Source organism: uncultured Pedobacter sp., from assembly GCF_913776295.1.
Lineage (GTDB): Bacteria > Bacteroidota > Bacteroidia > Sphingobacteriales > Sphingobacteriaceae > Pedobacter.
Genome location: NZ_CAJYOJ010000043.1, coordinates 1 through 14557, shown reverse-complemented (window position 1 = coordinate 14557; position 14557 = coordinate 1). Strand labels below are relative to the sequence as shown.

Sequence of the window (14557 nt, the reverse complement as noted above, 5' to 3'; positions counted from 1 at the left end):
ATAAGAGGAAATTATGAAAAAAATAAATAAAATTATTTTCCCGTTAATAGCGTTAACGTTAATAATGGGGGCTTGTAAAAAAGACTATCTATTAACTAATCCTACTGATTCGGTTGATAAGAATGCAGTATTTACAACAACAACTAATGCGCTAGCTGCGCTGAACGGAATTCATAGATCATTATATATCCAATATTCTAGACAAGAAGAAGGTGGTCAGGGTGCTGTTAATTTGAATATTGACTATATGGGTGATGATATCGTAAATACTGTAAGTACAACAACATTTGGTGTTCATAAATGGGTAACGCACAGAAGTGCATCTAATGGGAACAATTCCTTTATATATACCTTTTATTACAGAATTATTGCCAACGCTAACTTAATTATTGATAATATAGATAATGCAGAAGGAAGCTTGGCAGATAAAAAAATGATCAAGGCTGAAGCATTGACTTATAGAGCTTGGGCGCATTTTGTTTTGGTACAGGTTTTTGGAAAGCGTTACGATGCTGCCGGAAATAACACTCAACCTGGTGTGCCAATCATGAATTCTTCTGTAGTTGATGGAACTCCTGGCAAGCCTAGGGCTTCTGTTGAAGATGTATATGGTCAAATTAATGCTGATCTGGATTTAGCAATTACAACTTTCGCAGGTGCATCTGCCAGGCCAAATAAATCACACTTTAATATTAATGTAACGAAAGGTATAAAAGCAAGGGTAGCACTTACACAAGGAAAATGGGCTGTAGCAGCTCAGAACGCGCTTGAAGCCAGAACCGGACTTACGTTAATGACCAATGCTGAATATTTAGGGGGCTTTAACAATTACGATAACCAGGAGTGGATGTGGGGCAGTAGGCAACAGGAAGACCAAACAACATATTTTTATTCCTTCTTTGCATATTTAGGAACTTTCAACTCAACCGCAAACAGGACTGTTCCAAAAAGAATGAACTCTTCGCTTTACAACCAAATTCAGGCGTCGGATGTCCGTAAAGCACTTTGGGATCCTGCGGGAAACTCTACAACGTTTATTGCTTATAACCAGCCTGCCGGTGTTGTTTCTAGTGCTGCTGCAAGCTATAAGCAGGGTAAATTCAGAAATGCTGGATCTACTAGTGTGGGCGACGTGGTTAATATGCGTGTTGGAGAAATGTTTTTGATTGAGGCTGAGGCAAGGGCACGTTTAGGTATTGCTGGTTCGGCTACGGAGACGGCGTTAGCACAGTCGGTATTATTTACATTTGCGAAAAATCGTAATCCAAACTATGTGCTTACAACTAACGTTGGAACAGCATTGTTAAATGAAATTCTAATTCAGCGAAGAATTGATTTATGGGGAGAAGGGTTTAGGTTCTTTGACTTAAAACGTCAAAATCTACCTTTGGATAGAACAGGAAGTAATCATACTGTTGCACTGTCAGGCGTGTTATCTGTTCCTGCAGGCGGGCCAGAATGGCAATGGGCAATACCTCAGTCGGAGATCGATGCAAACCCTGCTATCGGTCCTGGCGGGCAAAATCCGTAATTCTGATTTATCATTAAAAAAGAGAGGGACAAAATTTTGCTCCCTCTTTTTTTTTACGTACAGGTTTTATTTTAAAAAAAGAATAATAAGTTTCGATTTAGTAATATTTCTAATCCGATTTTAATGTATTTGTATCTTTTTCGATAAATTATAGCTTGTTTACGGCTTAATTATTAAGTGTTTATGGTTTTTATGCCCTTTTCTAGCATGGTTTGCGGTTATTTTTGTCTATCTCTCTGATATTTAATCAATACCAATCAGAATTGCTTCGGCGTTAGTATTCCCAATACATTACTTATTCCTGACATTCAGTATACAAAGTGTCACCTATTTTATTGAAGTGAGAAATTTATTTTTGTAAAATTTGTATTACGAAATACTAAATCTTATATTGTATTATTATTAACTAAACTAAACTTTTTATGAAAAAACTTCTACAAAGTTTGTTCATCTCGTTGTTTATTACCACGTCGGCAATAGCACAAGATAGGACAATCACAGGAACAGTTAAGGCCAGTGAAGACGGTTTACCTCTCCCTGGTGTAAGTGTAAGGATTAAAGACATGTCGAATGCCGGCGTTTCTACGAATGCAGCGGGTAAATTCTCAATTAAAGTTAATGCGGGAGCAAAAACTTTGATTTTTTCTTCTGTTGGTTATTCTACTCAGGAGGTCGCTATACGGGGTAGCGTAATTAATATTTCAATGGAGTCAGATTCCAGGTCTTTATCAGAGGTGGTAGTAACAGCATTAGGCCAGAAGCGAGAAGCTAAATCATTAGGTTATGCAGCCACCACAATTGATGCTTCAAAATTAACTGCTGGCCGGTCAACCAATGTGGTAAATGCATTAGCCGGCAAAGTTGCGGGGGTTAAAATTCTATCAACAGGTGGTGCAACGGGTGCTTCAGCAAATATCAATATCAGGCAGGCCACTACCTTTACCGGATCGAACCAACCGCTATGGGTATTGGATGGTATTCCGATCGATAATGGCGGGGGTGCCCAATCTGTAAATACCGGAAGTACAAATTCGAACAGGGGTATTGATTTAAACCAGGATGATATTGAGTCAGTAACGATATTGAAGGGGCCTGCTGCGGCAGTACTTTATGGTTCCAGGGCCGTTGCCGGGGCTGTAATTGTAACCACTAAAAAAGGCAGCAAAGGACAGGCCGGAAGAGTGGAGTTAAGCAGTAATTATAATTACATAGAAGTTAATCGTTTACCAGATTACCAAAATCAATATTCTCAGGGAACCAACGGACTATACGATTCTTTTTCGCAGATGTCATGGGGTGCTAAAATAACCGGACAAACCGTTACGAATTACCTTGGCAATCCGGAAACCCTCACCGCTTATCCGGATAACGTTAAGGATATCTTTAAAGGGGGCTATAACCTGCAGAATAACGTTACGTTCTCTGGTGGTACCGAAAAAACAACATACTACTTCAATTATGGAAATTTTAAAGAGAGTGGCTATATTGATAATAACACTTTAGCGAAAAATAACTTTACTGTTAATGCAAGTACGCAGCTGAATAAAAACTTAACCATTAGTTCTTCAATTCAGTACATTCATAATAACGCTGTTGGTACACCTACAGGTAATGCGAGATCCAATCCGCTATTCGATGGTATGACATTGCCCAGAACCTATAACCTGGCAAATTATCCTTTCGAAACCCCTGCAGGGTTAAATAACATTCCTACAAGCCGTGTTAATAATGCAGGTTATACTTACTATAATATTTTAGGTTCAGATAACCCGCTATGGTCCATTAAATATGTGTTGTATAAACAAAAGATAGATCGTGCTATTGGTAACGTTGGTTTAGATTATAAAATTGCCGACTGGTTAAGTGCGAATTATAAAATCGGTATTGATCAATATACCAACGTATCCAAAACAATCAACGAAAAATCGGCAAATAATAACCAATCGGCGAGCAGAACCGGCTCTATCATTGATAACACAACAAACCGGCGGGAGGTAAGTTCGTATTTCAATTTGGTGGCTAACCAAAGGTTCTGGAAAGATTTTGGCGCCAGATTTTTATTGGGTAATGAGATTAATTACAGAAGATTAGATCAGTTACAGGTTACGGGCAATGGTATACAGGCGGCCCATAATTATAATATCTCCAATACCCTAACCTACGTTCCTTTTCAGTCCATAACGGAACAAAGCCTGGTAGGGGTATATGCCGATATTAGTTTAGACTATAAATCTTTTGCATACCTGTCATTTACAGGGCGTAGAGACGTTTCTTCAACCTTTGCACCTGATAAAAGAAGTTATTTCTATCCTAAATTAGACGCCAGTTTTATCGCAACAGAAGCTTTTCCGGAGTTAAAGCGAAACGACATTCTAACCTACCTGAAAATTAGGGCTAATTATGCCAAAGTAGGTAGAGAAGCACCTGTTTATAGTACAGGAACGTATTATGGAACTGCAGGTCCTTCTGATGGTTTTGGACCGAATCTCATTTTCCCTTTCAATGGAGTTAATGGCCAGACTTATTCTGATGCGGCGGGTAATATCAATATTAAGCCAGAATTTACAGCTTCAAGGGAAATTGGATTGGAAGCTAAGCTTTTTAAAGACCGGTTGAGTTTTGATGTTGCGTACTACAGCACCAAAAGTACCGACATTATATTTTCTGTACCTAGTGCACCGTCTTCTGGTTTTACCAGTACGCTGTTAAATGCCGGGACCTTAAAAGCTCATGGTATCGAGCTACTGATCAGTGGAACACCGGTAAAAAGTACCAACTTTAACTGGGATCTATCCGTAAACTTCACTAAAGGGAGAAATGAAGTAGTCGAATTAGCACCTGGTGTTCCTTTTATAGGTAATGGTGGCTTCACCAATCCGCAAGGTCGCATCGTTACCGGATATCAATACGGCACCCTATTTGGCCAGGTATTTAAGAAACTTAATGGCAAAGATGTTGTGGATGCGAATGGTAGATTAAGTTCTGGCCAGATCAACACGGCAGAACTACAGCCAATAGGAGATCCAAATCCAAAGTGGACTGGAGGTGTGAATACCACTTTCTCTTATAAAGGCTTATCATTGAGTTTATTTGCAGACGTACGTTATGGTGGTGATATTTATTCGAGAACCATTACCGATTTAAGAAGGTACGGTGTTGCAGCCGAAACCGGTAACCGGGATCGTTTATATGTCCACAATGCAGTGTATGCAGATGGAACACCGAATAATACCTTAATAACAGCGGAGCAATATTACAGTGATTTATATTCTTCGGCTGCCCAGCAGTATGCCGTATTTGATGGTTCCTGGATCAGGTTACGTGAAGCAACACTGTCTTATCGGATTCCAAGCAAATTATTAAACAAACTAAGCTTTATAAAAGGAATCAATGTGGGGTTAACCGGAAGAAACCTGTTGATGTATGCGCCTAATTTTCCTCACTTAGATCCAGAAAACAATCTTTTGGGGGTTAGCAATGGCCAGGGTATTGAGTATAACGGTCAGCCTCAAACAAGAACCTATGGTGGATTTTTAAAATTATCATTTTAGTATTATAGGAGAGTTTAAATATGAAAATTAATATAAAGAAAATTGTGTTTGGATTGGTATTAGCCATAACAGGACTCAGCTCGTGTAAGAAATTTGTAGACATTAATGATGATCCCACCCGATTGAAAGATCCGGATGCAAGTTTGGTTTTACCGGCAGCACAAGGTAGACTGGGCTTTACAATGGGCTCCGATATACATCGTTTTACTTCGTTATGGGTTCAACAGTTTGCTGCACAAGGCGGGGGTTCTGCTCAGCCAACACAGTATGATAAATATGCAATAGGTGAAAGCGATGTCAATAACACATGGGCTGCTACTTTTGCAGGTACATTGGCAGATTTGCAAAAAGTGATTGAGAAGACTAAGGCAACAAGCCCTAAATATGCTGGTGTTGCAGAACTCGTAAAGGCTTATGTTTACCAAACACATGTGGATGCTTTTGGAGATCTTCCATACTCAGAAGCTATTGGTTATGAAGCGAACCTAAAACCTAAATTTGATGGCTCTTCTACTATTTACGATAATTTATTTAGCTTAATTGACGAAGGTATTGCCGATATTAAAAAAGCATCTTTGCTGGCACCAACAACCGATGATCTATTCTATGGTGGTGATATGGATAAATGGGAGCGTTTTGGAAATGCACTGAAATTAAGAATGTATATTCATTATTTCTCTGTAAATGGAACAGCTGCTGATGCAAGCAAGGCCAAAACAGGAATATTAGCTATTCTGGCTAACAACAAGCTGTTAAGAACAAATGCCGATAATTTTCAGATGCGTTTTTTAACTTCAGCCAATCAGACGAATCCTATACATCAATTTGAAGGCTCAAGGCCAAATCAATTTTTTCCAAGTAAAACATTGGTGGATATGATGAATGCCAAAAACGATAGCCGAAGAAATTCATTTTTTACCTTACAGGGAGCCACGTATGTTGGCGCCGTAAATGGAAATGGTGATGTTGTAGTCAGTACAGCTTTTTCACGCATGAGTACTTATCTTAGAGGGAAGCTATCAGCGGGAGTATACTCTGGTGAAGCACCAATCAGAATGCTAACTTTTGCCGAACAAAACCAGATTTTAGCAGAATATTATGCCAGAAACAATGGAGGAAACGATTTGGTAACAGCAGATACTTACTATAAAGCGGGTATAACAGCTTCATTTGGCAGCGCAACAGAATTTTCAGATGCCACAGAGGCTTCTGCTGTAAACAGTGGTTTAGCTACGTATCTGGCTTCAACAAATGGAACTTTACTTACGGGTAATGCCCTACAAAAAATTATTGAAGAAAAATTTGTATCTAATTTCGGCGTTGCCATTGAGCCCTGGACAGATTGGCGAAGAACTGGTTTCCCATTATTAACCCCGGTAACTCCGGCAACCGCTGTTCCGCGTATATTGCCATATTCATTTAACGAAAGAAGTTATAATCCTAACACTCCTTCCCGGCCTTCAGTATTTGTAAAATCTGTATTCTGGGATAAATAGACAATAACCATGAAAAGAATTTTAATCATATTACTTGCATCAGCTCTAGGTTTAGCCTCATGCAAAAAAGATCCGAAACAACCAGAAACACTTGATGCGCCTGCTACTATTGTTTTTGAAGGGAATACGAGTACGGTTATGGGTACTTACTCCAGTTATGCTGCTGCTACGCCAACCGTTAAGGGAACCGGAACGGTGAACATTCTAATTACCTATAGTGGAGATGTAAGAACACTTTCATTCACTACATCAACAGGTACAGTTATCAATAACCTGGGCACGGCAACAGTAAGCGGTGGTTCTTATACCTTTACTAAATTGGTAAAAGATTTACGTGGTACGGCTGATGCACCGCTTCCAACGTCTGGTACAAGCGGATCGGTTGTTTTAACGGTTACGGCAACACTTGGAAATGGCCAAACGGTAAAGCGCTTTTTCACCATTAACGTTACCGGATAGTTTATAAAAAAAGAAAGGCTTGAAATTTTTCAAGCCTTTCTTTAAACTTTTACGCAGGTAAGCCTACTTCTTATCTACGCTGTATTTTCCGGGCCCAATAAAAATCAACCCGATAAATACAATGCCTAATTCGATGGCATGGCTCGCACCTTGTAAACCATCTCCCTGGCCAAAATGAACTAAGGCAGCAATAAGCATCGTAAAGATCAGTAAGATTAATGCCGGACGGAAAAACAACCCTACGATCAAAAGGAAACCGCCAAATGTTTCTGTAGCTGCTGCCATAAAGCCCCAGAATATCGGTATGAAATCTATACCTATTACTTTCATACTTTTGCCTAATTCAGTCCAGCCACCCGGACCCCCAGCAAGTTTAGGGAAACCGTGAATGATAAACATGATACCTAAACCCATACGGATCAGCAATAAACCTGTATTGCGGTATTTTCCTAAATTGTCTAAAATTGCCATTTTATAAATATTTAAATTGAACGTTATTTGCCTCCACTTTTAGATTTATCTCAGCGCCTAAAACCATACTGAGGTTATGGTTGATATGCCCTGTTGGGAAGTTAAAGCAGACCGGGAAGCCGTAATCTTTAACAATATCCCAGATCACCTCATCAGCAGTTTGCCCGAAAGAAATCTTTTCTTCTTCGATTTCAGTGAAGGCACCAATAACTAAGCCCTTTAGGGTTTTTAGTTTGCCTGCCCTTTTCAGCATACGCAACATGCGGTCAATACCATATTCCTGTTCGCCTACATCTTCCAAAAAAAGTATTTTATCGGTAAAATCCATTTCCGAAACCGAACCCTGTACCATGGTGAGCAAACTTAAATTGCCTCCGATTAAAACCCCGCTTGCCTCTCCTGCCCTGTTCTTAAACACGCTTTGATAGGAATAGGCCTGCTTTTCACCAAATAAAGTCTTCCGTAACGACAGTAATGCCTCAGGTGTTGATTCATCAAAGGTGTAAGGCATTTGTGCATGTATACATTGGCAATTACATTGCGCAATCAAATGAGATAGCAAAACCGTAATATCGCTGAAACCTACAAACCATTTTGGTTTTTTGTTAAACTCCGTAAAATCAAGGTCATCAATAATCCGGATGGTACCGTAACCTCCACGGCCCGAAATGATTGCTTTTATCGATGGATCGTCTAAAAAACGCTGAATATCTCTGGTTCTTAAAGCATCGGTTCCCGCAAATTGGTGGTGGCTGGCGTATACACTATCACCAATCACAACCTCTAAACCCCAACTTTCCAATAGCGCTATGGCCTGATCTATAGGTTTGGGTAATTTCTTTGCCGGGCATACCAGCGCAATCTTATCTCCTTTTTTTAAATACGGGGGCTGCTTAATCATCTTCAAAACACTTATCTTTGCCAAATTAATAAAAATTGTTTTGGATAATAGTAAAATAAAAAGATATACCGTAACTGCAGCGCTTCCGTATACAAACGGACCGGTTCATATTGGGCACCTTGCAGGTGTTTATATCCCTGCAGATATTTATGCCCGTTATTTACGATCGAATAAACGTGATGTAAAATTTATCTGTGGATCTGATGAAAATGGTGTACCCATTACTTTAAAAGCAAAAAGAGAGGGAATTACGCCCCAGGAAGTGGTAGATAAATATCATAAAATTATTGGCGATTCATTTAAAGAGTTTGGTGTATCTTTCGATATCTATCACCGTACTTCATCGCTTACCCATCACCAAACGGCTGCTGATTTCTTCGAAACCCTTTATAATAAAGGTGTTTTTACCGAAGAGGTTACCGAGCAATATTACGATCCCACTGCGAAACAGTTTTTGGCCGATCGCTACATCACCGGTACCTGTCCGAAATGTGGTAACGAAAATGCCTATGGCGATCAATGCGAAAACTGCGGTTCTACACTCAATGCAACCGATCTGATCAATCCAAAATCTACCTTATCTGGCGATAAACCTATCTTAAAAGAGACCAAAAACTGGTTTCTGCCGCTGGATAAATATGAAGATCGTTTACGAACCTATATCGAAAGCCATAAAGAATGGCGTCCAAATGTGTACGGCCAATGCCAAAGCTGGTTAAGTGCAGGTTTACAGCCAAGGGCAATGACCAGAGATTTGGATTGGGGAGTACGTGTTCCGCTCCGCGATGCTGAAGGTAAAGTACTTTATGTATGGTTTGATGCCCCTATCGGATATATTTCTGCAACCAAAGAACTGTGTAACTACGCCAAGCTTGATGTGTGGAATCCTAAAGCAGAAGAATATTACATCAGTAGCTACGAAAATGATAAATGTGGTTGGGAAGAATACTGGAAAAGTGACGAAACCAAGTTAGTCCACTTTATTGGTAAAGATAATATCGTTTTCCATTGCATTATTTTCCCGGCGATGTTGATGGCACATGGTGGATATACCTTGGCTGATAATGTGCCTGCGAATGAATTCTTAAATCTGGAAGGACAAAAAATATCGACTTCTAAAAATTGGGCCGTTTGGTTAAACGAGTATTTAAGAGAGTTTGAAGGAAAACAGGATGTATTGCGGTATGTATTAACAGCAACTGCTCCTGAGACTAAAGACAATGATTTTACCTGGAAAGATTTTCAGGCGAGAAATAATAATGAGCTGGTTGCTATACTTGGGAATTTTGTAAACCGGGTGGTGGTGCTTACGCATAAATACTTTGGAGGCGCTGTACCCACCTGTATGGAAATTACTGAAGTAGACCAGGCGGTTATTGATGAGTTAGCGGGTTACCCTGCTAAAATTTCTGCATCGATCGAAAACTATCGTTTTAGAGAGGCATTGTCTGAAGTGATGAATGTTGCCCGTTTAGGCAATAAATATCTGGCTGAAACCGAACCCTGGAAGCTGATTAAAACGGATGAAGACCGCGTAAGGACAATCCTGCATATTGCACTTCAAATTGCCGCCAATATTCAGATTTTGATTGAGCCTTTCATGCCTTTCACGGCAGAAAAGTTGATGAAAATGCTTAAAAACGGTGGTCATGATTGGAATGATGCCGGTACGGTTAACCTTTTAAAGCGCGGTCACGATATTGGAGAGGCAGTACTCTTATTTGATAAAATTGAAGATGCGGAGATCGACTTCCAGATCGAGAAATTGAATCAAAGCAAAGCTAGTAATGCCGCTAACAACGTTGTTGCTATCCCGGCAAAAGAAAATATCCAGTTCGACGATTTTTCGGCAATAGACATCCGGGTAGCCACCATTGTAGCTGCAGAAAAGGTAGAGAAAACCAAAAAGTTGTTGAGGTTAACAGTTAACACAGGTATAGATGAAAGAACCGTCGTTTCCGGCATCGCCGAGTATTATAAACCCGAAGATATTGTAGGTAAACAGGTTAGTATGATCGTCAACCTGGCACCTAGGGAGATTAAAGGTATTTTATCGCAAGGCATGATTTTAATGGCCGAGAATGCGGAAGGCAAACTCACTTTTGTGGCGCCTGCAGAAAAATTCCAGGAAGGTAGTATAATCAGGTAGTATTTAGCTATGTTAAAAAGATCAGGCCATTCGGGGTCATCCGAATGGCTTTTTTATTGATTTATTTCAACGTAAGCTGATTTCTGATATTAAGGATTCATCCGGTTAAAATAGGCAGCTATGGTCTCATTGTTAGCGGCTGCCCTATCTGTACTGGTGCCAAAAGTTAATTCCGTTTTGCCTTCTCCCATCTGCTTAAATACCGATTCCACAAAGTCGCTTACCGATGGATATTCATCATGTAGCCCCTTACCGCCCAAATCGGTATTTAATGCTGGTGGAATCATTTCAATAACTTCAATACCCGAAGCCTTAAGACTATGGCGTAGCGAGAGTGTAAAAGATCGCATAAATGCTTTAGTTCCGCAATAAACAGGCACTGTTGCTAAAGGTACAAATGCCAATCCCGATGTTACATTAATAATGGTAGCTAACGAATTGAGCCGACAGAACAATGTTGTTAAATGGAGTGGCGCTACAATATTCGTAGTAATTTCCGCACCTGCCTTTTCGGAAAAGTCGTTGTCGTTGATATTCATCCAGTTTTGGATACCCGCATTATTAACCAATACGTTTAAATCGCCATGATGTTCAGCAATCCAGTTATACAGTTCAATCCGGTCTGCTTCAACTGCCAAATCGCATACTTTGGTGATAACTGAGGGTAGTTTTTCTTCGGCTTCCTTTAAAGCTGATGCCCTTCGTCCGCAGATAATTACGGTATTATTTTCCTGGATAAACCTTTCAGCCAATCCAAAACCGATTCCGGTTGCACCTCCTGTAATCAGGATTTTATTTTTTGTTAGTTTCATGTCCTTAATCAATTTGATCAGACAAAGATGAAGTTATTGAAATGATTTATTATGGTGAGTAGTACAGTTTTTATTAATGTGTCTAAATGCGTAATAATTTGGATAGATGAGCTTCATAGTTAATTCTTTAACTGTTTAAATGCAATTCATTGGGGTAAACCCTTATGAAATGAATTCTCTTGAGACGAAACTTTTACTATATTTGCGCAACAAATGGTCCCGTAGTTCAACGGATACCCACCTGAACGACGTAGTCGGGCAGGGAATAGAAGTTTTCTAAACTTTAGAAATGAGTTACTTTGCCTATGTAATTAAAAGTTTACGCTTTGATTATTTTTATAAAGGACATTGCGAAGATTTAGACAAACGATTAAAAGAACACAACGCTGGTAAGACGAAGTCAAATAAGGCTTATCTCCCCTTCATAATTTTTTATTATGAAGAATTTCCAACGAGGAATGAGGCAATTAAAAGAGAAAAATATTTTAAATCTGCCTCAGGAAGGCGATATTTGAAAAATAAAATGGTCCCGTAGTTCAACGGATAGAATAGAAGTTTCCTAAACTTTAGATATGAGTTCGATTCTCGTCGGGACCACTGCTATAAGCCCCTTTAAATTTCATTTAAAGGGGCTTTTTGCTGATATTACCTTTACGCTACAGAAGATTTTAATGTTTAGAGGCGATATCGAAATGCACAACTTATCCTTAGCGATCGAAGAACCTGAAATTTTTGTTTTCAGTTATACGCCCTTTAGATTGGTAACTCTCAGGTGCCAATGACCTGTCAAACCTTTTTACACACCTCCTTTGCAACCTTCTTCTTTAACTTCGCGTCTTCAATATGTGCAATACTTAAAGTTCTAAAAAATTTAAATTTAAATAGAAACTGATGAAAATCCATGCCTATCTATTGATCATCTTATGCGTTATACTTCAGATTCCCGGTTATAGCCAAAGCAACTTACCGAGCCGTACTACAGTAAAATTGAATAAAGAGATTTTCAACATACTGAAAAATAATTCGATGTTTAGCGACAAATTGGATTGGCGGAACATACAGGAGGAAAGCAAAATATTATCTTTAACCACCAACGACTCTACCAATAAGCAGGTTCTGTATAATTTCTATACAGGTAAGCTAAGAGCAGCCGGTGATAAACACTCTTTTTTTATTTCCGGAAAAAGGATGAAACAGATTGCCGAGGCACCAGTAGCAGAACAACCACAGGGAGACTATCTGGGAGCTGGAGTGGCCTGGGTTAAGGTACCAAGGTGTTTGAGCTTTAATGAAGCGAAAGACGCTCATTTTGCCGACACCATCCGTCGGATCATTCAAAAATTAGATACCGAAAACGCCGTTGAAGGATGGATCGTAGATCTGCGTCATAATACAGGCGGTAACATGTGGCCTATGCTGGCCGGGCTGAATGCCCTCGTTGCTGATGGTACCGCAGGTTATTTTGTATCATCTGAAAGCATGGAAAATAAGCGGCCCTGGCCAAATGAAAACGGTAAAATTTCGGGCAAGCCAGCGGACATTTCTACATATAAAATTAAAAATAATTCCGCAAAAATCGCTGTTTTGCTCGATGCCCGAACCGGGAGTAGTGGCGAAATGGCAGCAGTTTCGCTACTGGGACTGCCCAATGTTAAATCTTTTGGACAAACTTCTGCCGGCTATACCACAGCTAATTATACCTTTAACCTTTCCAACGGCGACCAGCTGCAATTGGCCAGAACCTATGTAGCCGACCGAACAGGTAAAGGCTATCCGGAAAATATTAAACCCGATGTTTTTATTGATGACCTATCTAATACCAAAAATGACCGCGTAATTGCTGCTGCAAAAACATGGTTGTTAGAAAAGTAGTGCTAACATAGGGGCTAATCCTTTTTGGTTTTCAAGAAATGGCATGCGATAAACCACGGACGCTACATGCATGAAAATTGTACCTGTTTATCTGTTTCAGGAGTGAATAAAATCACCTGGTGCCAATCCAAATTTCTTTTTAAAGGCATGCGAGAAATGCGAAAGGCTTTCGAAACCTAAATCCAGGTAGATGGATGAAGGTTTTTGATGTTTATGTTCAATTAAAAATTTTGCCGTATCAAGCCGTTTGGAGAGCAGCCACTGGCGAGGTGGAAGACTGAATGTTTTTTGAAAATCGCGCTTGAACCCTGCCAGACTACGGCCTGTGAGTTGGGCGGATTTTTCTATGGAGATATTAAACCGGAAATTATTAACCATGAACTTTTCCAGATCTATTTTATGGGCTCTGAATAATCAAATAAAAAGCTTCATAATACCGGCATTGCCGGAAGCAATAATTTAATACCCTCTTTTACTTTTTAGATGCCCATTTGTTCCGTCACGGAAGCACCTGAATTTCTGGCATACGATGGAATGAAAATAACCCTACAAAAATTCGTTGGGGAATCATCAGCATTAAGCACGATCGTGGTAAAATTTAAGGAGCGTTCGTCTAGAAATTACGGGCGTTGGTCTATTGGTTGCCTACAATGGTATAATACCAGCTTTTCGCTTGCAACGTTTACGGCTCAACTGCGTCTTAATAACAAAACAATAACAAGAACTTAAAATATTAAAGATATGAAAACCTTGACAAAAACCTTCTTCGCAGTAGCATTAACAGCAGCAGTATTCACTTCATCAGCCATGGCCACTTTTGCCGCTGAGCCTGTTAAAGCAGAAACAAAAACTTCTTCCTTATCTACATTCAACCGGATCTGGGTAAGTGGCAATGTAAAACTGATCTTAACACAAGGTGATAAACAAAATGTAGCAGGCGCAAGCGACTACGATGCTGCAAAAACTTCGGTAACCACTGATGGAAAAACCTTGTTTATCAATTCGATGGAAACCAGCCAGGTAACGCTTAATATTACCGTACAAGATTTGGAAAGGATTGAAGCTTATGGTCAATCGGTAGTGATCACCAGCAATAACTTTGATGTAAAAAATCTTCAGTTATTTTTAAGCCAGAGCGCCACTGCGAAAATTAAAACAACAGCAGGCAGTTTGTATACCATCGTTAAGGAGGATGCGGTATTAAAATTAAATGGTACTGCCGATCAAAGTACAATGATTGCCAGTAATATGAAGAATGTAAAATTAGCTGATTTTGCCAGTCTTAAATCAGAATCATACGCTTCTGAGGCTATTA

At 39.6% G+C, this 14557-nt stretch carries 12 protein-coding genes and 1 tRNA gene; 9 read left to right on the top strand and 4 right to left on the bottom strand.

The annotated features are described in order from the left end of the window. Positions 1 to 13: 13 nt before the first annotated feature. The 4 genes from QZ738_RS08210 (at position 14) to QZ738_RS08195 (ending at position 7037) form a co-directional block, all read left to right on the top strand. Positions 14 to 1531 (top strand): RagB/SusD family nutrient uptake outer membrane protein, encoded by a 1518-nt coding sequence (locus QZ738_RS08210; RefSeq protein WP_293786466.1) that lies wholly within the window; start codon positions 14 to 16, stop codon positions 1529 to 1531. 422 nt (positions 1532 to 1953) lie between these two features. Next, the gene (locus tag QZ738_RS08205; protein ID WP_293786465.1) at positions 1954 to 5082 is read left to right on the top strand and encodes a SusC/RagA family TonB-linked outer membrane protein; all 3129 of its coding nucleotides are present in this window, start codon (positions 1954 to 1956) and stop codon (positions 5080 to 5082) included. 20 nt (positions 5083 to 5102) lie between these two features. After that, the gene (locus QZ738_RS08200; RefSeq protein ID WP_293786463.1) at positions 5103 to 6578 is read left to right on the top strand and encodes a SusD/RagB family nutrient-binding outer membrane lipoprotein; all 1476 of its coding nucleotides are present in this window, start codon (positions 5103 to 5105) and stop codon (positions 6576 to 6578) included. Between the two features lie 9 nt (positions 6579 to 6587). After that, on the top strand, positions 6588 to 7037 hold the full coding sequence (locus QZ738_RS08195; RefSeq protein ID WP_293786461.1) for a hypothetical protein: 450 nt from the start codon (positions 6588 to 6590) through the stop codon (positions 7035 to 7037). Positions 7038 to 7100: 63 nt separating this feature from the next. Here the strand turns inward: QZ738_RS08195 and QZ738_RS08190 are convergent, their stop codons facing one another. Together QZ738_RS08190 and QZ738_RS08185 are read right to left on the bottom strand one after the other, a co-directional pair. Next, positions 7101 to 7508, bottom strand: coding sequence for a DoxX family protein (locus QZ738_RS08190; RefSeq protein WP_293786459.1), 408 nt, complete (start codon positions 7506 to 7508; stop codon positions 7101 to 7103). 1 nt (position 7509) lies between these two features. Next, a complete protein-coding gene (locus QZ738_RS08185; protein WP_293786457.1) occupies positions 7510 to 8409 on the bottom strand; it encodes an LD-carboxypeptidase in 900 nt (299 codons plus the stop codon). A 40-nt stretch (positions 8410 to 8449) separates the two neighbouring features. On the opposite strand from QZ738_RS08185, the gene metG reads away from it, so the two are divergent. Continuing rightward, entirely contained in the window at positions 8450 to 10558 is a 2109-nt protein-coding gene (gene metG, locus QZ738_RS08180) for a methionine--tRNA ligase (RefSeq protein WP_293786455.1), read from the top strand. Positions 10559 to 10647: 89 nt separating this feature from the next. On the opposite strand, the gene QZ738_RS08175 is transcribed toward metG, so the two are convergent. Next, the gene (locus QZ738_RS08175) at positions 10648 to 11370 is read right to left on the bottom strand and encodes an SDR family oxidoreductase (protein WP_293786453.1); all 723 of its coding nucleotides are present in this window, start codon (positions 11368 to 11370) and stop codon (positions 10648 to 10650) included. A 289-nt stretch (positions 11371 to 11659) separates the two neighbouring features. On the opposite strand from QZ738_RS08175, the gene QZ738_RS08170 reads away from it, so the two are divergent. The 3 genes from QZ738_RS08170 (at position 11660) to QZ738_RS08160 (ending at position 13242) form a co-directional block, all read left to right on the top strand. After that, positions 11660 to 11905 carry a GIY-YIG nuclease family protein gene (locus QZ738_RS08170; RefSeq protein WP_293786451.1) on the top strand — a complete coding sequence of 82 codons (246 nt, stop codon included), beginning with the start codon at positions 11660 to 11662 and terminating at the stop codon, positions 11903 to 11905. Beyond that, positions 11896 to 11967 (top strand) — tRNA-Arg (locus QZ738_RS08165). The genes QZ738_RS08170 and QZ738_RS08165 overlap by 10 nt, the downstream gene beginning before the upstream one ends. Before the next feature lie 294 nt (positions 11968 to 12261). After that, positions 12262 to 13242 carry a S41 family peptidase gene (locus tag QZ738_RS08160; RefSeq protein WP_293786449.1) on the top strand — a complete coding sequence of 327 codons (981 nt, stop codon included), beginning with the start codon at positions 12262 to 12264 and terminating at the stop codon, positions 13240 to 13242. Between the two features lie 96 nt (positions 13243 to 13338). Here the strand turns inward: QZ738_RS08160 and QZ738_RS08155 are convergent, their stop codons facing one another. Next, positions 13339 to 13620, bottom strand: coding sequence for a helix-turn-helix transcriptional regulator (locus QZ738_RS08155; protein WP_293786447.1), 282 nt, complete (start codon positions 13618 to 13620; stop codon positions 13339 to 13341). Positions 13621 to 13983: 363 nt separating this feature from the next. Here QZ738_RS08155 and QZ738_RS08150 point away from each other — a divergent pair. Further along, on the top strand, positions 13984 to 14557 hold a 574-nt coding region (locus tag QZ738_RS08150), incomplete at its 3' end, for a DUF2807 domain-containing protein (protein ID WP_293786446.1).

Bases quoted from the DNA above. Each gene is read 5' to 3' on its own strand.
- QZ738_RS08200 (WP_293786463.1), top strand. From the start codon at position 5,103: ATGAAAATTAATATAAAGAAAATTGTGTTTGGATTGGTATTAGCCATA.
- QZ738_RS08170 (WP_293786451.1), top strand. From the start codon at position 11,660: ATGAGTTACTTTGCCTATGTAATTAAAAGTTTACGCTTTGATTATTTT.
- QZ738_RS08205 (WP_293786465.1), top strand. From the start codon at position 1,954: ATGAAAAAACTTCTACAAAGTTTGTTCATCTCGTTGTTTATTACCACG.
- QZ738_RS08190 (WP_293786459.1), bottom strand. From the start codon at position 7,508: ATGGCAATTTTAGACAATTTAGGAAAATACCGCAATACAGGTTTATTG.
- QZ738_RS08185 (WP_293786457.1), bottom strand. From the start codon at position 8,409: ATGATTAAGCAGCCCCCGTATTTAAAAAAAGGAGATAAGATTGCGCTG.
- QZ738_RS08160 (WP_293786449.1), top strand. From the start codon at position 12,262: ATGAAAATCCATGCCTATCTATTGATCATCTTATGCGTTATACTTCAG.
- QZ738_RS08155 (WP_293786447.1), bottom strand. From the start codon at position 13,620: ATGGTTAATAATTTCCGGTTTAATATCTCCATAGAAAAATCCGCCCAA.
- QZ738_RS08210 (WP_293786466.1), top strand. From the start codon at position 14: ATGAAAAAAATAAATAAAATTATTTTCCCGTTAATAGCGTTAACGTTA.
- QZ738_RS08175 (WP_293786453.1), bottom strand. From the start codon at position 11,370: ATGAAACTAACAAAAAATAAAATCCTGATTACAGGAGGTGCAACCGGA.
- QZ738_RS08195 (WP_293786461.1), top strand. From the start codon at position 6,588: ATGAAAAGAATTTTAATCATATTACTTGCATCAGCTCTAGGTTTAGCC.